This window comes from Bacillus sp. FSL K6-2819 (genome assembly GCF_038008305.1).
GTDB classification, from domain to species: domain Bacteria; phylum Bacillota; class Bacilli; order Bacillales; family Bacillaceae; genus Bacillus; species Bacillus amyloliquefaciens.
The window spans coordinates 1049764-1075584 of record NZ_JBBOYV010000001.1; the positions used below are offsets into that span (position 1 = coordinate 1049764).

The following is a 25821-nucleotide window of genomic DNA, read 5'->3' on the forward strand; positions in this document are numbered from 1 at the left end:
TTACGATTGACATGCCCGGGCAGAGTTGTATCGTGTCCGTCTGTTGGCTATGATGATGTAAAGAGTAATTGCATTTTATTTTAGGAGAGATTGCCATGGATGTGTTTGCAAAATATGTATCAGGAATCGACAACCCCGATCATCGCCTGCGAATGGAGGAAATCTTGTCGTGGACGGCTGGTCAATTTCCGATTTTAAAACCGCAGATCAAGTGGAATACGCCGATGTTTACTGATCACGGCACGTTTATTATCGGCTTTGCAGCAGCGAAGCATCATGTAAGTGTTTCCCCCGAAGAAGCGGGTATTGCGCATTTTGCCGACGACATCGCCCGTGCCGGCTACAGCGCCACTTCCCGTTTGTTCAGAATTCAATGGACTGATCCGGTGCAATATGATCTGCTTGAAAGCATGATTCAGTATAATATTAAGGAAAAGGCAGACTGTTCAGGGTTTTGGCGGAAATAAACAAAAAAACAACCCTGATCAGGGCTGTTTTTTTTATTAAAAGTAATCCGAGAAATAAGGGGTTTGCGTCTCCAGCAGATCCTCAATGAATTCCAATGTGTCCGGCGCGCATTCGATCCGGCCTGTGCGGTGAAGGTATTCCGGTTTCCGGTATGCGAATAATAATGCCGTCATCGTCTGAATATCCAGCTTTGCGGCATCCGCATCACCGCCCCGGCTTAAAACGGCTTTTCCTTCAGGCGAAATCTCCGCGGTAAAGACTCCCTGATTCCATTCAAGCAGCGGATCTTCCAGTGTAAAAGACCATGTCCGTTTCTCTTTTTGCGGTTTAAAGGGATACTGATTGATAAATTGTTCAATATCGACAATCCGGGCCATAAAATAAGGAGAAATCGTCTCCTTAATTTCGGCATCTTCTAACAGAAAGGCGATCGGCTCATTAGAATAATTGTCGCCGACGACTTTTGTCACCATGGAGAAATGCGCCGAGATAAAGTTCCACAGGCCTCTGCGCGCTTCTTCATTTACATATACCATTTCTTTAATATGAAAAACTTCATCTGCAATCCAGTAAAGAACATAACCGTTTGCCTGTCTGGATTGATCATAATACACGGCAGCCGTAAGATCTTCTAAATCCCAGCGCCAATATTCATCCCATGCTAGTTCATTTCTGATCATGGCCGCATGGCTTTTATGAGCGAATCGGCTGTATACTTCTTTAATGACCTCATGTTCCGGATCGACGCGTTCCACTTCGCCCAAAACGGTTCTCATTTTCGGGAGCTGAAAGTCTTTTACCTCAAACGTCATTTTGTCACTGATAATTTCCCAGCCTTTTCTTCTGTAGTAAGGGATAGAGTAGGGGAACAGATAGGATACGGACTGACCGCGCTCACGCATGTCAACTAATGCTTTGTATAACAGTTTCGCCATTAATCCCATATTGGCGTATTCGGGATATGTTCCGACCCCCGTCACGCCGCCCATTTCAAATGTTTTATTAAAAATCCGGACTTGGAAAGGGTAAACAGCTGCCTGTGAAACGAGTTTGTCATTGTCAAACCAGCCCAATACATGCGCTTGTTCCAATACGGGGAGTTTCGCGGAAGCGATTTCGGGTTCCTTCCATCCCACTTCATGCAGATTGCTGTTCGTTACTTGGAAAACATATCGGAGCAGCTGATTAAATTGCTGCAAATGTTTCGGTTCGACTTTCTTTAATTCAAGCCTTTTTTCTCTGTTCATAAATGTCACTCCTGTATGAATAATGACTGAACGTCAATCATTTTTATGATTTACATAAAGTGTACATGAAAACCCGCCGTGTTTCCAATTTTTCACCCGCGGCAATATTGACATAACGAAACGCACGATGCAGGAATCGTGCGTTCGGGTTCTTTATTTGACGACAGACATGCTGACGCTGCTGCCTGACACCGTCAATTTGGCAAAATCCTGTGTATCAATCACAGGCGTGACTGCTTTATTGTCGATCGTGATGTTTGTAAAAGCTGTTGAGAAGTTTGATTTGATGTAAGGGCGCTGATCCTCTGATGTGACCGCGACAGTGGCGAGCGCTTTCCATTTTGTGATAGATCCTACATTTGTCTGGGCGAGTTCTGAAATGATGCGGCCGGTGTATCCGTCATTATTCGTGCCCCAATATGTGGCGCGGGTATTGCCGTTCATATTTTTGTAAATGGTCAGCTGTACGGTGCTGCCGGGACGGAAACCTTTCGTATAGGTGAATTGGCTTTCTCCTTCCAGATACCGGACCTGGCTTTGTCCCTTTGAACCGACTTTCATGATCGGTTTCCATACATGATAAGTTTCACTGTACTGAAGCCCGATATCGGCCTCTGTGCCTCCGGTGAATCCTGAGTAAATATAGGCTGTCCCGTTTGACACCTGAATCGAGCTTGGAAGCTGAATTTTCGTGACGAGCACAGAACCCGTACTGTTCAGGTAGGCTCTTCCGCCGATTCCTTTGCTGAGCTGGGACGCCGCTTCCGCCGTATTGGGGCTGATTACCCCGGGAATATCCGCCGCACAAGCCCCGAATAGAACGGCTGAGGTGAGGACACCCGCAAGAATCCCTTTTTTCATCATCATTTCTCCTCCTATCATCATAGTCAGATAGCGCTATCAATTCATATTATAAAAGGTTTTGGAATAAATTCCATAAAAGTAATGTGTCAGGGTGTAAATTAAAACTTTTTTCCTATTTATCTTGAAAATGGAGATTATTTGAACTATGATATGTTCAGCAATACCGCATGACTCAAGAGAGGGGATTGATAGAGAATGAAAAAGACGGCAGCTGTGCTTTTGTCTTTCGGTCTGGTATTCGGATGTTCATACGGAGCTGGGCAGACGGCAGAAGCGAAAACAAAGGTGAAAACCTATCAAAACTGCAAGGCGCTGAATAAGGTGTATAAGGGCGGCGTGGCCCGGTCGTCGAAAGTGAAAAACAAGGGCGGCAGAACGAAGTACAAGCCGTATGTATCAAAAGCGCTTTACGATGCAAATAAAAGACTCGACCGTGATAAAGACTATATTGCCTGTGAAAAATAAAAAAACAAGCCGCTTAAAAGGGCTTGTTTTTTTAAATGGATTCGGCGGTGACGGCGGTTCCGTATCCGATTAATTCGGATGTGTTCTGTCCGGCGGTCAGTTCGAACCGCAGGCCGACGATGGCGTTGGCTCCGAGCTGTTCCGCTTCTCTGATCAGCCGCTCTTTTACCGCTTTTTTGGAGTCTTCCAGCATCTCGGTATAGCTTTTCAATTCGCCGCCGACGACAGATTTTAAGCCTGCGAGCAAGTCTTTTCCGATGTGACGGGACTGGACGATGCTGCTTGTCACTAAGCCTTTTACCTCAGTAATCTGTTTTCCGGCGACGGTTTCAGTCGTTGTCATAATCATACGGCTTTCCCCTTTCATGTGTCTTACCGCTATCTTACCATTTAAGCCGCTTTTTCGGCTGCACTGATTTGTTTTTTTCTGACCGCGGCGCTGACTGCAAACATGACGGCAGTGTTTAAAACGAGCGCGATGATGCCTGTATTCATATCTTTAACGGTCTGCGGAAGAAACGGAAAGAGGGTTCCGATGGTTGAGTCAGTCAGCGTGATGAAGGCCACCGTTCCGACTCCCGCCGTTATGCCGGCAAAAGCGCCGTGGCTTGTGATAAACCGCCGCTTCGGCAGGCTGAATAAAAGCGCGGGGAAAAGCTGGGTGACAAGGCTGTAGCCCATTAAAAGCAGAGTGACGATGGTATTTCCGCCTTTCAGCGTAAAATATACGGAAATCAGAGCGATGACGGGTACGGCGTATTTTGCGAGCCGCGAGACTTTTTCGTCAGGCGTGCCCGGCAGAATGGCTTTGTACACATTTTTGGCGAACAGCGTGCTTGAGGCCATTAATATCATTGAGCCGGGTACGAGCGCCGTCAGAATGCCCGCCGATCCGATCAGTCCGACAAACCATGGATCAAAGGTTTTCACAGACAGCTTTAATAGGGCAAGATCCGTGTCTGCCCCTTTTAAACCGGGCACCTGCAGAATCGCCGCAAATCCGGTAAAGATGACAAACAGCAGGACGAGCTGATAAAGAGGCATGATGATCGCGTTTTTCCGAAACACCCGCGGATGCTCCGCCGAATAAGACGCGGCAAAGGTGTGGGGCCACATATAAAAGCCGAGGGCAGTCAGCAGGACGGTTGAGCTGAACCACGAAACGCTCTGCCCGGTATCAGAAAGCGTGAGGAATCCGGGTTTTGCGGCGTCGATTTGTTTGAACATCTCCGTAAACCCGCCGTAGTAATGAATGGGCAAATAAATGCCTAAATACAGGACGATGCCTAAAATCATAATATCTTTGACGACTGATATCCACGCTGAACCGTGAATGCCTGAAATCATTACATAAATCGTGATGGAGACAGCGCCGATCCAGACTGCGGCTGCTGACGGAATCTGTCCGTATGACGTTGCTGAAACAATTAAACCGAGCCCTTTCAGCTGAAGGACGAGATAGGGGATGAGAGACGCGATGCCGACGAGCGATACGAGAATGCCGAGGAGCGGGCTGTTGTATTTTGAAATAAAAAAATCAGATTGTGACATCAGTTTGTGTTTTTTTGCGTATGTCCATACGGCAGGCAGAAGCCAATATGACAAAATGTAGGCAAGGCAGCCGTAGGCGATAATGTAAAAGGCGGGTCCTCCTTTTCCGTAAGCCCATCCGCTTCCGCCGAGGAATGTGAAGGTCGTGTATATTTCTCCCGCCATTAATAAAAAGACAAACATCGTGCCGAAGCCGCGTCCGCCCACCGTCCATTGTTCTAGGTCCATCTTTTTTCCTTTTCGGGCGCGGATTCCGAGATATACACAAAACAGGAGCACGGCGGCCATTACGGGAAATGCTGCGTTCATTCCGTCTCACCCGCCTTGTTTTCTTTGTCCAATTTGTAAACCGCAGCCATCAGAACCGATGTCAGCACCGCCCAGATGACGACGTATGCAAGAATGAAAGGCATTCCGAAAACATAAGGCGTCACCCGGTTGGCAAATGGAATACCGGCGAGAATTCCGAAAAAGGGCAGGGCAGCGAGAACATGAATCAGTTTCATAACATTCCTCCTTTTCATTGAAAACAGCGTGTCCCGATTATAAAGAAAATAATGTCGAATGTATAGTGTGAATAGTCTGAATTTTACCGGTTGAAAAGGAAAAGCAGTCCCGGCTGCTTTTTTAAATGGTCGCGGCTGACAGGTAATATTCCAATAAAGCGGTTACCTGTTCCCGTATTCTCGGGTTGAAATAACGGTGTTTTTCTTCATAGCCGTCAATGGTGCATATATAAAGTGTAAATGCTTCATCTCTTTCCGCTTCGTAAATTTTGATTTTACGCTTTCTTAACTCTTTTCGAACATCACTCAAATCCTTTTGTGCTAATTTTAAAGAGCAGCTGATAAGCTGTTTATAGGGTTGTTTTAATTTGAACGGGCACGAATCAAGCGCTTCGAGGTCCCGGTTCAGGATGGCAGCCGTCATGGGCAGAAACAGGCCTTTTTCGATGAGATCGCGGGTGTTGTTCCGGATGTCAGGCATAAATACTCCTTCTTTCTTAGGTGCGAACGTTTGTTCTTATTTTATACTCGTTTACACGATATTTCAAGTCGGAAAATCTCGTAAACATTTTCGTTTTTTGGAGATAATGTGTAGAATAAGGATAGACAAACTCGTTAAGGAGTATAAACGTTGGAGGAATTTATATCATATTTGACTGAGGAGCGGCTGACGGAGTGGTTCCAAAGCTATAGAGCTTTCGGACCGGCGGCTGCGGTTTTACTGCCTTTTATTGAAGCGTTTCTTCCGTTTTTGCCGCTTGTTGTATTTGTGGTGGCGAATACGAATGCATTTGGGCTGTGGGAAGGCTTTTTCCTGTCGTGGCTCGGATCTGCGGCGGGATCAATGCTGATGTTTTACGCCGTCCGCCATTTCGGACAGAAAAGAGCTTTCGGTTTCATCCGCAGGCATCAAACCATAAGGCGGTTGATGCTCTGGGTTGAGCGGCACGGTTTCGGTCCGCTGTTTATTTTACTTTGCTTCCCCTTTACGCCGTCCGCTGCGGTTCATGTCGTTGCCGGCCTGTCACGGGTGGGGGCGCTGCAGTTTATATCAGCGGCCGCTATGGGGAAAATGGTCATGATCTTTATGATCAGCTTTATCGGGTATGATCTTCACGCACTCATTACACAGCCTTTCCGGATGGCGGGCGCCCTAACGGTGATCGCGGTGCTGTGGTATGCCGGAAAGCATATCGAACGGCGTTTACAGACGAGAATCAGTCAGCATGAGAAAGACGGAGGGGGACAGGAATCTTGAAAAAACGATTTTGGTTTATAGCCGGCGTGCTTATCGTTGTTTTGGCCATACAATTAAAAAATGCCATTTTTATTGATTATAAAGTCGAAGGAATCAGCATGAATCCGACCTTTAAACAAGGAAATGAGCTGATGGTCAACAAGTTTTCCCATCGTTACAAAACGATCCGCCGTTTCGATATTGTCCTGTTTAAAGGCCCGCACCACAAAGTGCTGATCAAACGTGTCATCGGGCTCCCGGGCGAGTCCATCACTTACAGGGAGGACCAGCTGTTTGTGAATGGAAAACGGGTGGCGGAACCGTTTTTAAAACCGTTAAAGTCATCATTGTCCGCCGGAAGCCATGTGACCGGTGATTATACGTTGAAGGAAACGACCGGTCGCAAGAGGATACCGAAGGGACAATATTTCGTGATTGGCGACAACCGCATATACAGCCTCGACAGCCGTCATTTCGGACCGATTAAGGATAAAGACATTGTCGGTGTTATCAGTGAATCAGACGCCAAGTGAACGGCGTCTTTTTTAGAAATGATTGTCAAAAAGCAAAGGAAAGATTATAATAGAATTGTTACGCACGAAACAAAAATCACGCGTTTTATTTTTAGTTATTTTGTTACGTGTGCAACAAAAAATGCGAAAGAGGGCTGATAAGATGGAAACACAGGCTGCCATTATCGGGGGAGGTCCGGTCGGGCTCATGCTTGCATCAGAGCTTGCGCTTGCCGGAGTGAAAACGACTGTCATTGAACGATTGAAGAAGACGGTGCCATATTCTAAAGCGCTTATTATGCATCCGCGCACACTTGAACTTTTTGCAATGAGAGGCATCTTGGGACGCTTTTTGGATAAAGGAACGAAGGTGTCTTCCGGCCATTTTTCGATGCTGGATACACGGCTGGATTTTTCTCGGCTGGATTCTAAGCAGAATTATTCGTTAATGCTGCCTCAGGCAGAAACGGAGCGGCTTTTGGAGGAGTATGCATCAAGTTTAGGCGCAGATATCATCCGCGGGGCAGAAGCAGTGGCTCTTACCCAGACGGATGACGGGGTGGAGACGGTGTTCCGGGACGAAAGCGGTATCCGCACCCTGCGCAGCTTATATGCCGCGGGTACAGACGGAGCGGGGAGCCTTGTCCGGAAACAGGCGGGCATCGCTTTTTTGGGGACTGATGCCGACTTAATAGGAACCCTTTGTGATGCCGTTTTGAAAAATCCGCCTGAATCCGCCTTTTTTTCAGTGTGCCGTCTGCAGGGATCGGTTGTCATTGTCCCTCTTTCGAACGGACTTTTCCGTGTCCTTATCGTTTCTCCGCACGCTCCGCAAAAGCGGAAAGAAGAGCCGGTTACAGAAAATGAGCTGAAAGAAGATCTGCGGGAAATATGCGGCACTGATTTCGGATTGAGTGATCCGGTGTGGATGTCACGGTTCGGCAATGCCGAACGTCAGGCTGAACAGTACCGCTCCGGCCGGGTTTTTGTGGCCGGGGATGCGGCGCACATTCATTTTCCTGCCGGCGGCCAAGGGCTGAACACGGGGCTTCAGGATGCCTTCAATCTCGGGTGGAAGCTGGCGGCGCAAATAAAGGGAAAAGCGGCGCCTCATCTTCTGGACAGCTACCATCAGGAAAGGCACAGCACGGGAAAAGAAGTGTTGCACAATATAAAAACCCAGATAAAGCTCATGGATTTTACCGAGTCAGGGATGGCGTTAAGAGATACGATGACCGCTTTGCTGGATTTTCAGGAGTCGAACCGTTTATTGGCGGGAAAAGTATCCGCGCTTGATTTGCATTATGAACCGGACCCGGAGCTGCCCCCTCATAGGCTGAACGGAAAACGGCTGCCCGATATAGAGCTGACTCTTCATGACGGCCGGCCGGCCCGGCTGTATGATTTTCTTCACAAAGGAGCCTTTGTGCTGCTGTCATTAAGAGGAAGCATTCCCGCCGGCATTGGCACGGACAGCGTGGAGTTTGTCAGGGCGGAGCTTTCTGAAACACGTGCCGATTGGGATGACGTCCACTCCGTTTTGATTCGGCCGGACGGCCATGCGGCATGGGCAGCCGGCGGCTCAGGACGTGAAGCGGAAGAAACCGTTCTGGCCGGTATGGAGAGATGGGGATTCATCTGATACCCTTTTTTCGCTTGTATGATTGTTTCTTGCGTAACAAAACGTTATAGTAAAAGAAACAATCAATACGGAAGGGTGACCCGCAGTTGGACAGAAGACAGCCAGACCATGCAAAACACATGATTCTTGAAGGATTGACAGATATTTTCCACGAGCAGGAGAGGTGTCAGGAGGACATCAGGGCGTCGTTAGCAGGACGGATGGACGAACTCCGTGAAGAAAACGGGAAAAAACTTCAGCTGACCTTGACGGAAATTCACATTTTATCTTGTATCGGGGATCATGAACCGATCAATGTCACATCAATAGCGGAAAAAATGAAAACGACAAAACCGACCGTATCGAGAAGCTGCGCGAAGTTTTTGGAAGCCGGTTTCCTGCGCAGAACCCGGCTGAGCGACAATAAAAAAGAAGTCTACTTCCGGCTGACCCCTGCCGGGAAAGAGCTGCATTGCCTTCATCACAAATATCATGAGATGATAAAAAAGCGGCTCTTGGCGTTTTTGGATCGCTATACAGACGAAGAACTGTTATTTGCTGAACGGCTGTTCCGCGATCTTTCAGCAAACTGGCGGTCTGTAAATGGCGGCGGAGAGCAGCTGTTAAAATAAAAAAACACGCATATGGATGCGTGTTTTTTTATTCAGCTCAGGTTCCTCTTTCTGCCCGGGCTCTCTCGCCGTGTGCCCGTTTCAGCTGAGAAAGGTGATGCAGCAGGCGATAGAAAGGCGGGAGCATGGCGATCACGAGAACGATCCGGATGACCTGAACCGCAACGACAAAAGTCGAGTCCTCATGCAGAGTGATCGAAGTTGCCGCCATTTCGGCGATCCCGCCGGGAGAGAAGGCGAGAACCGATGTAATCATGGAGATGCCTGTTAATTTAGAAACGGCAACCGCGCTCAGGATCATTGCGGCGATTAACCCGACGGAAGAAATAAACCCGACGGTCAGCACTCTAGTAACACCGCTGAACATGCTTTTATACATTTTTGAACCGATTGTGGCGCCGAGAAAAATTTGTGACAGTTGGTTCGCTTGTGGCGGCCACCAAGCCAGCATGTCTTTCCCCGCCAAGGCGGATATGCCGATTTCCGCACAAGCAACGCCGATCATGCTGCCGAGCAGCCAAGGAGCGGGAAATTTCAGCCGTTTTGCGGCTTTACTTGCAAGCCAGGCAGCCAAAATAAATCCGGCCGTTAACAAGACGGGAATAAGGCCCGGATGTGAGGCTCCTGCTGAAACGGCTCCGGCTGATGTCTGAGCCGTACCGTTTTGTTTGGTAAATAAGAAAATGACGAGAAACGGTATCGTCATAACGACCAAAAGGACGCGCGTCAGCTGAATGAGACTTACAATCGCGGTATTGGCGCCGACTTCCTGGGCGATACCGGGCATGGCGGATAAACCGCCTGGCGCCGTGCCTACAAAGCTTGTCATCATGTCCGTCCGGCTGAACCGAAAGAGCACGTATCCGGAAACAAGCGCCATCACGATAGAGAAAATCAGCATAAAGCCTACCGGCAGCCAATGTTCCCGTAAAACTGAAAGCACGGACAGGTTCAGTTTCTGGCCGAGTTCGATGCCGAGGATCATTTGCCCAGCCGCAAGCCATCTGCGGTTAATGCCTCTTCTGTCAGCCGCCATGAACAGCCAGCGGGGCCGCGTCATGGAGAGGATGCAGCCGGCGGCAAGCGTTCCGAGCATCCAGGCGATCGACATCCCTGTAAGCGAAAGAAGAAACCCCCCTGCCGCACTGATAAGAATAAACCAGATATCCGTAAGGAGATGTTTGTCTTTCTTCAATGAAAACCCTTCTTCCTGAAACATTCATATTAAATTGTTAAGCTCGTTAACCTTACTATTACTATAGTATAGATTTTGAGATAAATAAATAATGATTTATTTCTCGTAATCCATTCATTTTTCTTATCATAAACAAAAAAAGCTCCGGAGAAGAGTGAGTACACTCTACTCCGAAACCTCACTAACCTTTCCTTTCCATACAAGGGTCAGCCCCAGTCCGAGAAATAAGACCACACCTGCGAACAGAAACGGGAAGTGAATATTCATATCAAATAAAATACCGCCCAGAGCCGGGCCGAAAATGGTGCCTAAACTCGTGTATGTTGAGTTCATTCCGGCAACAAATCCCTGCTGATTTCCTGCGATTTTGGATAGAAAAGTAGTCAGTGCGGGGCGCAGTAAATCAAACGCAAGGAATATGATGCAAGTGACAGCAAGCACGGGCAAAAATCCTGACATCACCGTAGATACGAAAGCCAGAACAGCGCCGACGATCAGACAAAGCTGGATGACTTTTTTCTCCCCGAGGGAGTTGACAAGCTTGCCGAATGCGAGCACTTGAATGATGACCGCAACAATGGAGCTGAACGTAATGATAATGGCAATATCTTTTGGCGTAAAGCCGAATTTATGGTTTGTAAATAAACTGAATACCGTTTCGTACGCCGACAGCCCGAATGCCAGCACAAAGACGATGATAAAGGCGATTAGATAGCTTGGATGAATCGACTTTTTCAAATCTTTTAAGAAGGTTGACTCTTTGACGCTTTCCATCTGCTGTGCGCGTTCTTCTTTTGTCAATGGCTCTTTCAGCATAAAGACTGAGGAAATCACTGCGATAAAAGCAATGCCTGCGGCAAAGAAAAACGGCATGCGAACGCCGTGATCGGCAATAAACCCTCCTATGCCGGGCCCGATGATAAACCCTGTGCTGATGGCCGCGGATACATAGCCCATCGCCTTCGATCTTTCCTGCACCGTCGTAATATCTGCGACATACGCTGTAACAGCGGGCATGATAAAAGCGGCGCTGATGCCGCCCAGCACCCTTGCGAAATACAAAATGGAGACATGGGTGCCCAATCCGAAGGTCAGCTCGGATAATGCGAACAGAAACAGCCCGGCGAGAATCATGATTTTTCTGCCGAAGCGGTCAACCCATCTCCCCGCAATGGGGGATGCAATTAATTGAGCGACGGCAAAGGCAGCGACAAGGTACCCCATTGTGCTGCCCGTCAAGTGCATCACGTTCATAAATAGCGGCATAACGGGAATGATCAATCCAATGCCTAAAAACACGATAAATATGTTGCTTAATAAGATGATGAGTACAGCTTTTTGTTCTCGAATCGGTTTTTGCATGTTGTTTCTCCTTTGTCAGCTGTCATTCTGTTTATCAGCGTTGATCGACCCGTGAATAAACACGGAGATGGCTTCCTTCTGCAATTCTTTTCTTTGCTGAATGGAATCGTTTTTATATAACACATCTAAACCGTAAAAGACGGATAGCAGGATTTTTACTTTTGATTCGACATGATGAATGGACCAGCTGCCGTCTTGATTTCCCTCTTCTAAGATCTCTCTCATCACATCGTCATATTCAATATCAATTTTATTGAGCCGCTTGACGACCTCCGCTGACGTGAACGCACTCGCATAAAACTCTTCACTTGCCCTCATCAGCGGATAATTGATGCTCATCCGGCTGAGGAGCTCTGCAAAGCCCGTCAGCTTTTCGGCAGCATCTTTCAGATCAGCTTCCATTTCCCTCCACGTCTCGATCATCACGCGATGATCCTCTTCCATGATATGAAGAAACAGAAACTCTTTTCCTTTAAAATGATGATAAAGGTTGCCTTTACTGATCTCGGCCGCCTCTAAAATGTCTCGAATCGTTGTTTCTGAATAACCTTTTTTTGCAAATAAGTCACGCGAAGCGGATACGAGCCTATTCTTTGTCTTTTCGCTCTTTCCGGCACCGCCTTTTGTATTTGTCACTTCACACAAATCCTTTCCGCCGTATTCATGTTATTGTCCCGGCAAGCAGGGCTCATTTTCTTAAAAACCGACCAGTTGGTTTATTTTATTATAAAGTGTTTTTGCTGATTATACAATGAAGAAGTTATCTGTTTTTAGAGCGGATGAGCATACAACATCAGCCCGAAAAGTAAACCCCATTCTCTCATGTTGAAAGAACGGGGTTTGTCTGCGGTCTGAAGACTTCCGGCGGGAGAGCGTTTATCTATCCGGACCATTATTTACTGTTTTTACCTCAGTATAGCCTTTGTTCGGTGCGTTTGATACCGTTCCCCCTGTGTGGTGGTGGGAAGGGGAATGGATCATATGGTATAAAAACCAGACGGCATGACGCTGCTCGTCAAATGCCGTGCGGGCAAATAATCGCTTCGCTTCCGGGTTTACCGCTCTGTCGGATGCATGCAAATAAAAATCATTCGTTTTCTGTTCATCAAGAAAGGCCGCATTCAGTCCTTCTCTGTATGTGTGCGGACAATGTTCCGTCTGTTTCGGAGTCAACTGTCGTCCGGTAATTGAAGTATACAGTGAAGAGAAAGCGTGCAGGTGGCGCACTTCTTCCTCTCTGATATGTTCGATCCGTCTTCTGATTTCTGCGGTCGGCGCTTTTTCGGCCAATATTGAGTAGCAGATCACGGCGCTGTATTCGCCGTTAATGGATTTTATCAGATCTTTTATAAGAACAGAGTCGTCGCCGCAGACCGCTGTATAATGAAAAAAATGCTCGTGCATTGGACTCACCCCCGGATGTTTATAGGGTATTATACGGCGGCAGCCCGTGACATGTGCGGATGTTATGTTTATTCTTTATCAAGCGGCGATGTAATATGGTCATCATATGTATCGACAAACAGCCGGCCGTTGCTTCCGCGCACCGCATATACGACGTCTTCCGTTTTGAGGTTTCTCCTGTCCAATTCTTTTCTCAGCCATTTTTCCGATACGTGGTTTTCTTCCAGGTTCTTCGCCACCAGCTGGCCGTCCATAATCAGCTCAACGGCGAAGTTCTTTTTATGCCCGGCAAAAATGCCGAGATCCTGTCTTGTAACGGGCGCAAATTCCGGCTTGACCTCCACTGACATGCTGCCGTTTGTTTCAATGATGGCGGTCTGAACCTGAGAAATGTCAAATACGTCATTAACACGCAGCTGCTGGTTCAAATAGTCAATGGTATAACGCATCGTTTTCATATTATGCTCAAGTATTTTGCCGTTTTGAATGATAATGGTCGGCTTGCCCGCAAAGAAACCCCTGGCGGACCTGTTTTTCATCGAAAGATATGCGACCAGGTAAATGATTGCCACGAAAATAATGTAGGCAATGACAGTATAATGAATCGGCAGCTTTGTATTAAACGACAGATTTGCCGTGATGGCGCCGAGCGAGCTGGCCGCAATGAAATCAAAAAGCGTCATCTGTGAAATGGTTTGTTTTCCGAGTATCCGGGCGCCGATAAACAGAATGCTGAACGACAGAATGGTTCGTACAATCACTTCGGGATATTCTGACATCATATTTAGTCCTTTTTTCTTTATTTTGGTCAGAAACGATACTTTTTAAAACAGTCATCCCGTTTTTACCAGCAGATGAGATTGGTCATTTTCGTCAACTTTCGATAAAATGTAGAAAGATAAAAAGAGAGGGGTCTTCTAATTTGGGTGTTGAGTTTTTAGTAGGCAGATCGGGGAGTGGGAAAACGAGGCTGATTATCGACAGCATTCAAGAAGAACTGCGCCGGGAGCCGTTCGGGAAACCGATCATTTTTCTAGTCCCGGATCAAATGACGTTTTTAATGGAATATGAGCTTGCTAAAACGCCGGATATCGGCGGCATGATACGCGCTCAAGTGTTCAGCTTTTCGCGTTTGGCGTGGCGCGTGCTTCAGCACACGGGGGGCATGAACCGTCCGTTTGTGACGACGACGGGTGTGCAGATGCTTTTAAGGAAACTGATTGAAGAACATAAGCACGATTTTAAAGTCTATCAAAAAGCGAGTGACAAAACCGGATTCACTGAGCAGGTGGAACGGATGCTGACAGAGTTTAAGCGGTACTGTATTGAACCTGAAGACGTCCGCCGCATGGCAGAAAGCGGAACGGCGTCAGAATACCGCGGAGAGCGGATGCTGTCTGAAAAACTTCATGACTTAGGCATTTTATATCAGCAGATGGAAAGAAGCCTCGCCGGCCACTATTTGCATTCAGAGGATTATTTGACGCTGCTCGCTCAGCAGATTCCTTTGGCGGATGTTATAAAAGGCGCCCGTGTTTATGTTGACGGCTTCTATCAATTTACGCCGCAGGAATTAAGGGTGCTGGAGCAGCTGATCATGCATGCTGAACATGTCACATTCTCTCTGACGGCGGACAGCCCTTCGGCGGAACAGGCTCCGGATGAGCTCGATCTGTTCAGAATGACCGGCAGCACATACTATAAGCTTTATCAGACGGCAAAGGAGTTGAATGCCGATATTTCCTGCAAGGAATTGCATGGAACGAAGCGGCATCAGCATGTGCCGGAGCTTGCCTGTATAGAATCGCAGTACGATGTGCGTCCCGCGGCTGTGTATACGGGCGGACAGGAAGCTTTTACCGTCATACAGGCACAGAACAGAAGAGCTGAACTCGAGGGTATTGCCCGGGAAATTCAATCACTTGTCCGGGACAGAGGATACCGGTACAGAGATATGGCGATTCTCATCCGTCAGCCGGAAGATTATAAAGACTTGCTGAAGGAAGTGTTTGCAGATTACGGGCTTCCTTATTTTATAGACGGAAAAGCTTCTATGCAGCATCACCCGCTTATTGAATTCATCCGCTCAAGCTTGGATGTCGTGAAGGGCAATTGGAGATATGAAGCGGTGTTCCGCTGTGCGAAAACCGAACTGTTATTCCCCCTTGATCAGCCGGAGCAGAAAATAAGAGAGCAGGTTGATCAGCTTGAAAACTACTGTATCGCCTACGGAATCAAAGGCGAGCGCTGGACGAACGGGGAGCGGTTTGTATACAGGCGGTTCGTATCGCTCGATGAGGATTTCGCGCAGACGGATCAGGAAATAGAGATGGAACACATGCTGAATGAGACGAGAGAGTGGATGGCCGAGCCGCTCATCCGGCTTCAAAACCGGCTGAAAAAAGCGAAAACGGTTCAAAGCATGGCAGAAGCTCTTTATCTCTTTTTGGAAGATACCGATGTTCCCCTGAAGCTGGACCGGAAAAGACAGCAGGCCGAAGAGGCCGGAAACATGATTGAAGCGCAGCAGCACGGCCAGGCGTGGGATGCCGTTATCCAGCTTCTCGAAGAGTTTACGGGCATGATGGGTGAAGATGAAATGTCTTTGGCGCTGTTCCAGCAAATGCTTGAAACGGGAACCGAATCGCTTCATTTTTCTTTAATTCCTCCTGCGCTTGACCAAGTATTTGTAGGGAATATGGATCTGTCCAGAATGTACGGCACATCCTGCACATTTGTCATCGGAGCCAATGACGGCGTTCTTCCGGCGCGCCCGGATGAAAACGGCGTGCTGTCTGATGATGACCGGGAGTGGCTGAAAGCGGTCGGAGTGGAGCTTTCTTCCGCGGGGCGTGAGCGGCTGCTTGATGAGCATTTTCTCATCTATATGGCGCTGTCAAGTCCGTCTGACCGTCTGTATGTGACATATCCGATTGCCGATGCGGAAGGAAAAACGCTCCTGCCGTCAATCGTTGTAAACAGGCTCGGCGAGCTGTTTCCCGATCACCAGGAAAAGCTGTCAGCGGCTGATCCCGAGCAGGTAAGCGAAGAAGAACAGCTTCAGTATCTCGTCAATAAACAGGTGGCACAGACGTATACGGCAAGCCAGCTCAGGCTGTGGACAAGAGAGTACGAGATCAGTGACGTGTGGTGGAGCGCATACAATGTGCTGATGAAAGAGCCTGATCACGAGCGTGCGAAAAAGCTGTTTTCAAGCCTGTTTTTCCGAAATGAGGCAAAGCGTCTTGACCGGCCTGTTTCGCGCCAGCTTTACGGCGAGCACATTAAAGGAAGCGTCTCTCGTATGGAGGCGTTTAATGCCTGCCAGTTTTCTCATTTTGCATCTCACGGGCTGCAATTAAAAGAGCGGCAGTTTTTCAAGCTGGAAGCGCCGGATATCGGACAGCTGTTTCACTCCAGCCTGAAGCTGATTTCAGACCGGCTTCGTGAGCAGAAGCTGGAATGGCGCGATCTGACGAAAGATCAGTGCCGGAATTTTTCCTATGATGCGGTGGAACGGCTTGCGCCAAGGCTGCAAAAAGAGATTCTGCTCAGCTCAAACAGGCACTTTTATGTGAAGGAAAAACTGCAGAAGATCGTCACGCGTGTCTCAGGCATATTAAGCGAGCATGCGAAGGCGAGCGGTTTTGTCCCGATCGGCCTTGAACTCGGTTTCGGCGGAAGCGGACCGCTGCCTCCGCTCACTTTCACGCTGAAAAACGGCTGTACGATGGAACTCGTCGGCCGGATCGACCGCGTGGATAAAGCGGAAAGCTCAAAAGGCCTGCTGCTGAGAATCGTTGATTATAAATCAAGCGACAAGGGGCTTGATCTCGCTGAGGTATATTACGGGCTCGCTCTGCAAATGCTCACATACCTTGACTTATCAATTACACACTCAGCGGATTGGCTCGGCATGAAAGCGACACCGGCAGGCGTTTTGTATTTCCATATTCATGATCCGATGATTCAGGCCAGTCTGCCGATGGACCTTGATGAAATCGAGCAGGAAATTTTTAAGAAATTTAAAATGAAAGGCCTTCTCCTCGGTGACCGGGAGGCGATCAGCCTGATGGACACGACTTTGGAGGAAGGGCGTTCAAATATTATCAATGCCGGTTTGAAAAAGGACGGATCTTTACGGTCCGATTCAGCGGCGGTCAGCGAACGGGATTTTCATCTGCTGACAGACCATGTGAGGCGGACATTTGAGCAGGCGGGCGAAGCGATAACGGACGGGCTTGTGTCCATTACCCCGTATAAGCTGAAAGATAAGACGCCTTGTACGTACTGTGCGTTTAAATCGGTGTGCCAGTTTGATGAGTCGCTTAAAGAAAATGAATACCGCAGCCTGAAAGCGGAAAAAGACGGCACTATACTGGATTGGCTGAAAAAGGAGGCGAATGATGATGCAAATTCCTAAACCGAAAGACAGCATATGGACGGATGACCAATGGAGCGCCATCGTTTCTTCCGGCCGCGATATTCTGGTCGCTGCCGCAGCCGGATCAGGTAAAACGGCCGTGCTTGTAGAGCGGATGATCAGAAAGATAACCGCGGAAGAAGAGCCGGTTGATGTTGACAGGCTCCTTGTGGTGACATTTACAAACGCCTCAGCAGCGGAAATGAAGCATCGGATCGCTGAAGCATTAGAAAAAGAACTCGCCAAAAATCCGGGGTCTTTGCATATCAGACGGCAGCTGTCTCTATTAAATCGGGCGAGCATTTCGACGCTGCACTCTTTCTGTCTGCAGGTGCTTAAAAAATATTATTATATGATTGATCTTGACCCGGGTTTTCGGATGGCTGACCAAACGGAAGGCGAATTGCTCGGAGACGAAGTGCTTGATGAGCTGTTTGAGGATGAATACGCAAAAGGGAATCAGGCGTTTTATGAGCTTGTGGACAGATATACGACGGACAGGCATGATCTGGATCTTCAAGACCTCGTCAAGCGGGTGTATGAGTATTCCCGGTCGCATCCTGACCCTGAAGCGTGGCTGAAAAGCTTTGTCCGCCTATATGATGTGACAGAAGAAAGCAAAATGGAAGAGCTGCCGTTTTACGAGTATGTGAGAGAAGATGCTGAAATGGCGCTCTTCGGGGCAAAACAAAAGCTAGAGAAGGCGCTTGAACTGACAAAAGCGCCCGGCGGGCCGGCGCCGCGTGCTGATAATATTTTGGATGACCTTCAGCAGATAGAAGAGCTGATCAGCTGCCGGCATGACTTTAAGGCGCTGTATGAACGGGTTCCTGCGGTCACATTTAAACGGGCCAAGGCGGTAAAGGGTGATGAATTTGACAAGGTGCTTTTGGACGAAGCGACTGATTTGCGAAACGGCGCGAAGAAACTGATCGAAAAGTTAAAAACCGATTACTTTACAAGAAGCCCGCAAGATCATTTAAAGAGTTTAAAAGACATGAAGCCTGTTATTGAAACCCTCGTTCAGCTCGTAATATCGTACGGAAAACGATTTGAAGCGGCGAAACAGGAAAAATCAATCATTGATTTCTCAGATTTGGAACATTACTGTCTGGCGATTTTAACTGCAAGGGATGAAGAAGGCCGGCGTGTGCCGAGTGAAGCGGCCGTTTATTATCAAGATCAGTTCCATGAAGTTCTGGTTGATGAATATCAAGATACCAATCTTGTGCAGGAATCCATTTTGCAGCTTGTTAAAAGCGGGAATGAAGAGTCGGGAAATCTGTTTATGGTGGGGGACGTCAAGCAATCAATCTACCGTTTCAGACTTGCCGAGCCGCTGCTTTTTCTCGGGAAATACAAAAGGTTTACGGAAGATGGGGAAGGCGCCGGGCAGAAAATCGACCTGAACCAAAACTTCCGAAGCCGCTCCGATATTTTGGACAGTACGAATTTCTTGTTTAAGCAGCTGATGGGCGGCAAAATCGGCGAAGTGGACTACGATGAACAGGCGGCATTAAAGCTTGGCGCATCGTATCCGCCAAATGACGCGGCGAAAACGGAACTGCTGCTGATTGACAGCGCTGATGACGCAGACAGCCCCGAGGATGCTGAAGACTTTGAAACCGTGCATTGGGAAGCGAAAGCGATAGCCGCGGAGATCCGGAAGCTTGTCTCATCTCCGTTTAAGGTATATGACGGCAAAACAAAAACACACCGGAATATCCAGTACCGGGATATCGTGATTTTGCTGCGTTCCATGCCATGGGCTCCGCAATTAATGGAAGAGCTGAAAAACCAGGGCATTCCGGTTTACGCCAATTTGACATCAGGTTACTTTGAAGCCGTTGAGGTGGCTGCGGCGCTTTCAGTCTTAAAGGTGATTGATAATCCGTATCAGGATATTCCGCTTGCTTCCGTGCTGCGCTCGCCTATCGTCGGTTGTGACGAAAATGAACTCGCCCTCATACGCCTTGAAAAGAAAAAAGCGCCGTTTTATGAAGCGCTGAAAGCGTATATAGCGAACGGGGACAGACATGACGACCTGTATCAAAAACTGAGAATATTTTATGACAGTCTGCAAAAGTGGCGGTCATTCTCGACGAATCATTCAGTGTCTGAGCTGATTTGGGAAGTATACCGCGACACCGGATATTTTGATTATGCAGGCGGCATGCCTGGCGGAAAGCAGCGTCAGGCCAATCTGCGCGTCTTGTATGACCGGGCGCGTTCGTATGAAGCGACGGCATTCCGCGGGTTATTCCGCTTTTTGCGGTTCATTGAACGGATGCAGGAGCGCGGCGATGATTTGGGGACGGCGCGGGCGCTCAGCGAGCAGGAGGATGTCGTTCGGCTGATGACGATCCACAGCAGCAAAGGACTTGAATTCCCCGTCGTTTTCACCGCCGGACTCGGCAGAAGTTTTAATATGATGGATCTCAACAAATCATACCTGCTTGATAAAGAACTCGGTTTCGGCACGAAGTATATTCATCCGGAACTTAGAATCAGCTATCCGACTCTGCCGCTTGTGGCAATGAAGAAAAAAATGCGCAGAGAGCTTTTATCAGAAGAATTGCGCGTATTGTATGTGGCGCTGACAAGGGCGAAGGAAAAGCTGTTTCTCGTCGGTTCCTGCAAAAACCGGGAAAAACAGCTGGCCAAATGGCAGGCGCAAGCAGACCGGGCTGATTGGCTCCTTTCTGAATTCGACCGCTATCAGGCGTCATCTTATTTGGACTTTATCGGTCCAGCGCTCATCCGTCACAGTGACATGGAGGCGCACAGGGCGCCGGGGCTTTTGGCGCCGGAGGATATCGCGCACGACCCGGCGCGTTTTCACATCAGGATGCTGCAGCAAAGTGAATTGCTGGAAGATAGTCCTGAAGAACGTGCTGAAGAAAAGAGCAAACGTTTAAAAGCGATACAGCATGGCGAGCCGATTCCTGATTCGTTTTCATTTGATGATCAGGCGCGCCGTCTTCTTGAATGGGAATATCCGTATCGGAAGCTGACCGCCATCAGAACGAAGCAGTCTGTTTCTGAGCTGAAGAGAAAGCAAGAATACGAGGATGAGTACAGCGGACGCTCTCTCATCAAACCGTCAGGGGACACTCTTTTATACAAGCGTCCCGGCTTTATGATGAAAAAAGGGCTGACAGCCGCCGAAAAAGGGACGGCGATGCATACGGTGATGCAGCACATACCGCTGACGCATGTTCCGACTGCCGAAGAAGCGGAGCGGACGGTCAGGATGCTTTACGAAAAAGAGCTGCTGACAGAAGAACAGCAGGACGCAATTGATATTGATGAAGTGATTCAGTTTTTCGGCACTGAAATCGGAAAAGACCTTGTTGGGGCGCTGCGGATTGATCGGGAGGTGCCGTTCAGTATGGCGCTTCCGGCCAGCGAGGTGTACAAGGATGCCGAAACGGCCGGTGAACCGCTGCTCGTCCAGGGAATTATTGACTGCCTCTATGAAACTGCGGACGGACTCTATTTGCTGGACTATAAAACGGATCGAATTGAGGGGAAATTCCGGAACGGATTTGAAGGCGCGGCTCCGATCCTGCAAAAAAGGTATGAAACACAAATCGAATTGTATACAAAAGCGGTTGAACAAATTACAAAAACGAATGTGAAAAGGCGTGCGCTCTATTTCTTCGATGGAGGTCACGTTCTTACACTGTAATAAGATCCGAAGCTCCTTTTTTGGAGCGGATCTTTTTTTCTATCAGAAAAGTGAGGTGAATGCGGTATGCGCATTTTACATACAGCTGACTGGCACCTCGGCAAAACGCTTGAAGGCAGAAGCCGGCTGAGTGAACAGGCCGAGGTATTGGAAGAGCTGAATACCATTGTCAAAGAAGAAAACATTGATGCGGTCATTATGGCAGGGGATGTATTTGATACGGTCAATCCGCCTGCGCTCGCTGAACAGCTGTATTACGAAAGTCTTTCCGCGCTTTCTGACGGCGGAAAACGCCCGGTTGTCGTCATTGCTGGGAACCATGACAATCCTGACAGGCTGGCGGCTGCTTCTCCGTTAACAAATGAGCGCGGCATTCATTTAATCGGCTATCCGCGGACAGAACCCGTCCATATTGAGGTGCCGTCGGCGGACGAGCTGTTAGCCGTTGCCGCGCTGGCCTATCCGTCAGAAGCGAGATTAAACGAGGTGCTGTCTGATACGTTTGAGGAAAAGCTTCTTCGCGATCATTACGATGTGAAAATCAGAGAGGCGTTTGCCCGCATATGCGGTCTGTGCCGGGACGATGCCGTGAAAGTCGCGGCGAGCCACATTTATGTCGCGGGAGGAAATCAGACCGATTCAGAGCGTCCGATTGAAGTCGGGGGCGCTTACACGGTCGCCGCTGAAAGCCTGCCGGCTGATGCGGCTTACGTGGCCCTCGGCCATCTCCACCGTCCGCAAACGATCAAGCGTGCCAAAACGGCTGCCCGCTATTCCGGCTCTCCGCTGGCATACAGCTTTTCAGAAGCCGGTTATGCCAAATCGGTGACGGTGGTAGAAGCGAAGCCGGGCGGAGAAGCGAAGTGGGAAGAGATTTTCCTGTCTTCCGGAAAACCGCTTGTCAAATGGAAAGCGCAGGGGCTGAGCGAGGTTCACGGCTGGCTCGATGAAGGGCGTGACCGGAATGCCTGGATCGATCTTGATATCCATTTGACGGATCAGCTTTCTCTTGAAGAAATCCATCGGCTGAGAAAAGCGCATCCAGGCTTTATCCATATCAGGCCGGTTTTTGAAGAAAAAGAGACAGACATTGACCGGATTGAAGTGAAAAACACATCAATTGAGGACCGGTTTAAGAAATTTTATGAAAAACAAACGGGCGGCGGCGTGCCGGATGAGGAGATGGTCAAGCTGTTTTTAGAGCTTGCGTCAGCGGATGATGAGGAGGATGCGACATGAAGCCGATTCTGTTAACGATAAAAGGGCTCCACAGCTTCAGAGAGGAACAGACCATTGACTTTGACGGACTGTCCGGTGCCGGGGTGTTCGGAATTTTCGGCCCGACGGGAAGCGGAAAGTCGTCGATCCTTGATGCGATGACACTCGCTTTATACGGAAAAGTGGAGCGCGCCGCAAATAATACGCACGGCATTCTGAACCATGCCGAAGATCAGCTCGCCGTCTCTTTTACATTCGCGCTTCAATCCGGCCACAGGGTGTCCTACAAAGTAGAGCGCGTTTTTAAGAGAACGGATGAAACGAAAGTGAAAACCGCCCTTTGCCGCTTGATTGAAATCAAAGAGGAACAAACCGTGCTTGCCGATAAAGCGAATGAAGTGAACAAAAAGGTGGAAGAGCTTCTTGGTCTGACCATTGACGACTTTACAAGAGCCGTCGTGCTCCCGCAAGGAAAGTTTGCCGAGTTTCTGTCACTGAAAGGCGCGGAAAGAAGACATATGCTGCAGCGCCTTTTTAATCTGGAACAGTACGGTGACAGGCTTGTCAAAAAATTGCGGCGGCGGGCGCAGGAAGCGGCCGCGAAAAAAAATGAGATGCTGGCAGAACAATCCGGCCTCGGAGACGCGGGGGAAGACGCGCTGAAGCTGGCTGAACAGCAGTTTCATGAAGCGAATGAACGGCTTGAAGCGGCTGAGAAGAAACGGGTCCAAGCAAAAGAACGTTTTGAGAATCACCAGGAGATTTGGAACTTGCAGACAGAGAGAAACGAATACGAGGTGCGGCAGGAAAAGCTTGAGGAAAAACGCCCGTATATCACGGATTTGACTGACCGTCTTAAAGAAGCGGAAACTGCTCTCGCTCTTGAACCGTATGCAGATCGCTACACGGAAGCCGTCCGCCGGAAGGAGCGCGCCGAGAAGGAGCACGAACTGGCCAAACGGAAATTAGAGGCGGAAACCGCTTCATTTACCCGGCAAAATGAAGCCTATGAAGCGTGGCGGATTCATAAGGCTGAACAAGAGCCGAAGCTTGTCAAGGAAGAAGAGCTGTATCAAAGGCTGTCAGCCATTGAACAAAAGCTGCTTGAAGCAAAAAAAGAAGCGGAAAAAACAAAGGCGGAGCACGGCAAAAAAGAGGAAGAATACGAAGCCGCCTCGAAACAGCTGACCGCAGTGAAAGATCGCCTGACCCGCGGCCAAAACAGGCAGAATGAGCTGAAAGAAGAGCTGAAAGTAGTTCAAGTGACCGCTGATGAACGGAAAAAATGCCAGACCGCCGCACAGCTGGCAGCCGGCTTTCAGCAGACACAGGAACAAATCAAGAAAGAACGGGTCAATCTGACAGCCCAGTTGAAAAACATGGAGAAGCTGAACGGAGAAAGCGAGGCGCTCAGCGCAAAGGCGAAATCGGAAGAAGAGGACATTACGCGCGCTTATCAAACACTTCAAACCGTTTACCATATGGTCTGTGAAACGGAACGTTCACTGAAAGCCGCAGCCGAACGGGCGGACAAAACGCAAACCGACCTGCGCAGGCGCTCAGAGGAAGCGAGAACGGCTGCATTAACAAAAGAATTATCGGAAAAACTAATCGAAGGAAAGCCTTGTCCTGTATGCGGCTCAACGCAGCATGACCGTTCGCGCTCCGCTCATGAAACATATTCGCCCGATACGGCTGTACAGGAACGTTTGCAGCAGGTTGAAGCGCTGCTTTCTGAGGCGGCGGCTCTTTCTCAGGAAGTGCTGACGGTCAAGGTTGCATTAGAAGAGCAGTCGGGGCGTTTTACCGAAGAATGTCCGTTTCTGCAAAACGCCCGGGTCCCGGAGCTGGAAGCCGCTTCTTCTATCAGCGGCCGTCCGCTTGATGAAGCGTTCAGCGCCGTCCGCCTGGAGTGGAAACAAATGAAACAGGATATGCTGTCGGTAAAAGAGAAGGTCACGAGACTGATCAGTACCTATCAAAAGACGGTGAAACAAGCTGAACAGCTGGGCGAACGAATCCGCTATGAGGAAAAAGAAGCAGAGCGCCTCAAACATTCATTAGAAGAGCTCGAATCGCTGTCAGAAAGCCGCTTGAATCAGTACAATGAAGCCTGCGGGGATATTCCGTTAAACCGGATTGACGCCTGGCAGGCTTCGATAGACGAAAAGGACAGGCAGGCAGAGGAATTCGAGAAGCGCATTGAAACAAGCATCGCCTTCCTAAAGGAACATGAAGATGAGAAAGAACGGCTGCAGGAGAAGAAGCATCAGCTTGAACGGGAACGGCTCGAGCTTCACTATGCGTCAGAGCGCCTGCAGCAGGTCATTGACGGATATGAACAAGAGCTCGGAACAGCAGCTGAAGAAACATCCATTTCTGCAAAGCTTGACGCAGTGCGGCAGGAATTACAGCTCTTAAAATCGAAAGAACAGTCGTTATTCGATGCGCTGCAGCAGGCTCAGCAATCACTGAATGACGCAAAAGGCCGGGAATCCGGGAGCCTCATGTCACTGCGGGACGCTGAGTCCGCCCTTGAGAAAGCGCAAAATGACTGGTACGGGAAATCAAAAGACACCGGGTTTGCCGAGCCGGATCAAGTCAAAAAAAGCCTGCTTCCGAAAGAGCGGGCCGAGGAAATGAAAAGAGAAATTGATGAATTTCTGGACAGCTCAAAGCAGCTTTCGGCAAATATCCGCCGTGTCACTGATAAATTAGCCGGCCGCCGGGTAACGGAAGAAGAATGGACAGCATCGGTTTCTCTGCTGGAGCAGGCAGAGGCTGAGTCAGGCGCCGCCAAGGAGGAAAAAGGAGCTCAGGCAAAAGCCTTTGCGGTGATGCAGAAACAGCATAAGCGCTTTAAAGAGATTGAAGCCGAACTGAAAAGCTGGCAGACACAGATTGACAGGCTTGATAAGCTCCAGTCTGTATGTAAAGGCAATACATTCGTCGAATTTTTAGCGGAGGAACAGCTGGAAAGCGTGGCCCGAGACGCCTCTGCACGGCTTGGAGCGCTGACAAGACAGCGGTATGCCATATTAGTCGATTCAGAAGGCGGCTTCGTCATGCGCGATGACGCGAACGGCGGCGTCAAACGCCCCGTATCAAGCCTTTCCGGCGGTGAGACGTTTCTGACATCGCTGTCGCTTGCGCTTGCCTTGTCTGCCCAGATTCAGCTGCGGGGGCAATATCCGCTGCAATTCTTTTTCTTAGATGAAGGATTCGGGACGCTTGACCAAGGGCTTTTAGACACCGTTGTCACAGCGCTGGAAAAGCTGCAATCGGATAATTTGTCCGTCGGGGTGATCAGCCATGTGCAGGAGCTCAGAGCGCGGCTGCCGAAAAAATTAATCGTTCATCCGTCCGAACCGGGCGGAAAAGGCACCCGGGTCACAATGGAGATCATGTAGAAAGGAGAAGGAGCT

Annotated in this window: 21 protein-coding genes; 10 read left to right on the forward strand and 11 right to left on the reverse strand. The window is 48.9% G+C overall.

Annotated features, from left to right (window positions below; genetic code table 11):
• Positions 1-95: 95 nt before the first annotated feature.
• The gene (locus MHH91_RS05480) at positions 96-467 is read left to right on the forward strand and encodes an iron chaperone (RefSeq protein ID WP_013351745.1); all 372 of its coding nucleotides are present in this window, start codon (positions 96-98) and stop codon (positions 465-467) included.
• Between the two features lie 36 nt (positions 468-503).
• Here the strand turns inward: MHH91_RS05480 and MHH91_RS05485 are convergent, their stop codons facing one another.
• Together MHH91_RS05485 and MHH91_RS05490 are read right to left on the reverse strand one after the other, a co-directional pair.
• On the reverse strand, positions 504-1715 hold the full coding sequence (locus MHH91_RS05485; protein WP_013351746.1) for a GNAT family N-acetyltransferase: 1212 nt from the start codon (positions 1713-1715) through the stop codon (positions 504-506).
• A gap of 153 nt (positions 1716-1868) precedes the next feature.
• Positions 1869-2579, reverse strand: a complete 711-nt coding sequence (locus MHH91_RS05490) for a YrpD family protein (protein ID WP_014470007.1) — start codon at positions 2577-2579, stop codon at positions 1869-1871.
• A gap of 195 nt (positions 2580-2774) precedes the next feature.
• Here MHH91_RS05490 and MHH91_RS05495 point away from each other — a divergent pair, with 195 nt between their 5' ends.
• Complete coding sequence (locus tag MHH91_RS05495; RefSeq protein WP_013351748.1) at positions 2775-3044, forward strand: excalibur calcium-binding domain-containing protein; 270 nt, start codon at positions 2775-2777, stop codon at positions 3042-3044.
• Positions 3045-3075: 31 nt separating this feature from the next.
• On the opposite strand, the gene MHH91_RS05500 is transcribed toward MHH91_RS05495, so the two are convergent.
• The 4 genes from MHH91_RS05500 to MHH91_RS05515 all read right to left on the reverse strand — a co-directional run bounded on the left by MHH91_RS05500 (position 3076) and on the right by MHH91_RS05515 (position 5582).
• Entirely contained in the window at positions 3076-3393 is a 318-nt protein-coding gene (locus MHH91_RS05500; RefSeq protein WP_003155166.1) for a YbjQ family protein, read from the reverse strand.
• Between the two features lie 41 nt (positions 3394-3434).
• Positions 3435-4904 carry a sodium:solute symporter family protein gene (locus MHH91_RS05505; RefSeq protein ID WP_013351749.1) on the reverse strand — a complete coding sequence of 490 codons (1470 nt, stop codon included), beginning with the start codon at positions 4902-4904 and terminating at the stop codon, positions 3435-3437.
• On the reverse strand, positions 4901-5101 hold the full coding sequence (locus MHH91_RS05510; protein ID WP_003155162.1) for a DUF3311 domain-containing protein: 201 nt from the start codon (positions 5099-5101) through the stop codon (positions 4901-4903). The genes MHH91_RS05505 and MHH91_RS05510 overlap by 4 nt, the downstream gene beginning before the upstream one ends.
• Positions 5102-5222: 121 nt before the next feature.
• Positions 5223-5582 carry a hypothetical protein gene (locus tag MHH91_RS05515; RefSeq protein WP_013351750.1) on the reverse strand — a complete coding sequence of 120 codons (360 nt, stop codon included), beginning with the start codon at positions 5580-5582 and terminating at the stop codon, positions 5223-5225.
• Between the two features lie 150 nt (positions 5583-5732).
• Here MHH91_RS05515 and MHH91_RS05520 point away from each other — a divergent pair, with 150 nt between their 5' ends.
• The 4 genes from MHH91_RS05520 (at position 5733) to MHH91_RS05535 (ending at position 9103) form a co-directional block, all read left to right on the forward strand.
• On the forward strand, positions 5733-6359 hold the full coding sequence (locus MHH91_RS05520; RefSeq protein ID WP_013351751.1) for a TVP38/TMEM64 family protein: 627 nt from the start codon (positions 5733-5735) through the stop codon (positions 6357-6359).
• Complete coding sequence (lepB, locus tag MHH91_RS05525; protein WP_013351752.1) at positions 6356-6871, forward strand: signal peptidase I; 516 nt, start codon at positions 6356-6358, stop codon at positions 6869-6871. Before MHH91_RS05520 ends, lepB begins: the two co-directional genes overlap by 4 nt.
• Positions 6872-7013: 142 nt before the next feature.
• A complete protein-coding gene (locus MHH91_RS05530; protein WP_013351753.1) occupies positions 7014-8492 on the forward strand; it encodes a monooxygenase in 1479 nt (492 codons plus the stop codon).
• An 86-nt stretch (positions 8493-8578) separates the two neighbouring features.
• A complete protein-coding gene (locus MHH91_RS05535) occupies positions 8579-9103 on the forward strand; it encodes a MarR family transcriptional regulator (protein WP_013351754.1) in 525 nt (174 codons plus the stop codon).
• Between the two features lie 37 nt (positions 9104-9140).
• Here the strand turns inward: MHH91_RS05535 and MHH91_RS05540 are convergent, their stop codons facing one another.
• The 5 genes from MHH91_RS05540 to MHH91_RS05560 all read right to left on the reverse strand — a co-directional run bounded on the left by MHH91_RS05540 (position 9141) and on the right by MHH91_RS05560 (position 13846).
• On the reverse strand, positions 9141-10298 hold the full coding sequence (locus tag MHH91_RS05540; RefSeq protein WP_013351755.1) for an AbrB family transcriptional regulator: 1158 nt from the start codon (positions 10296-10298) through the stop codon (positions 9141-9143).
• Between the two features lie 165 nt (positions 10299-10463).
• A complete protein-coding gene (locus MHH91_RS05545; RefSeq protein WP_013351756.1) occupies positions 10464-11660 on the reverse strand; it encodes an MFS transporter in 1197 nt (398 codons plus the stop codon).
• Positions 11661-11675: 15 nt separating this feature from the next.
• The gene (locus tag MHH91_RS05550) at positions 11676-12296 is read right to left on the reverse strand and encodes a TetR/AcrR family transcriptional regulator (protein WP_013351757.1); all 621 of its coding nucleotides are present in this window, start codon (positions 12294-12296) and stop codon (positions 11676-11678) included.
• Positions 12297-12536: 240 nt separating this feature from the next.
• Positions 12537-13064, reverse strand: coding sequence for a ferritin-like domain-containing protein (locus MHH91_RS05555; RefSeq protein WP_013351758.1), 528 nt, complete (start codon positions 13062-13064; stop codon positions 12537-12539).
• A gap of 68 nt (positions 13065-13132) precedes the next feature.
• Positions 13133-13846 (reverse strand): DUF421 domain-containing protein, encoded by a 714-nt coding sequence (locus MHH91_RS05560; protein WP_013351759.1) that lies wholly within the window; start codon positions 13844-13846, stop codon positions 13133-13135.
• A 140-nt stretch (positions 13847-13986) separates the two neighbouring features.
• On the opposite strand from MHH91_RS05560, the gene addB reads away from it, so the two are divergent.
• The 4 genes from addB (at position 13987) to sbcC (ending at position 25806) form a co-directional block, all read left to right on the forward strand.
• On the forward strand, positions 13987-17487 hold the full coding sequence (gene addB, locus MHH91_RS05565; RefSeq protein ID WP_014471677.1) for a helicase-exonuclease AddAB subunit AddB: 3501 nt from the start codon (positions 13987-13989) through the stop codon (positions 17485-17487).
• Positions 17474-21178 carry a helicase-exonuclease AddAB subunit AddA gene (addA, locus tag MHH91_RS05570; protein WP_014471678.1) on the forward strand — a complete coding sequence of 1235 codons (3705 nt, stop codon included), beginning with the start codon at positions 17474-17476 and terminating at the stop codon, positions 21176-21178. Before addB ends, addA begins: the two co-directional genes overlap by 14 nt.
• Before the next feature lie 66 nt (positions 21179-21244).
• Positions 21245-22417, forward strand: coding sequence for an exonuclease subunit SbcD (gene sbcD / locus MHH91_RS05575; RefSeq protein ID WP_014471679.1), 1173 nt, complete (start codon positions 21245-21247; stop codon positions 22415-22417).
• Entirely contained in the window at positions 22414-25806 is a 3393-nt protein-coding gene (gene sbcC, locus MHH91_RS05580; protein ID WP_014471680.1) for an exonuclease subunit SbcC, read from the forward strand. The genes sbcD and sbcC overlap by 4 nt, the downstream gene beginning before the upstream one ends.
• The last annotated feature ends 15 nt before the right edge of the window (positions 25807-25821 follow it).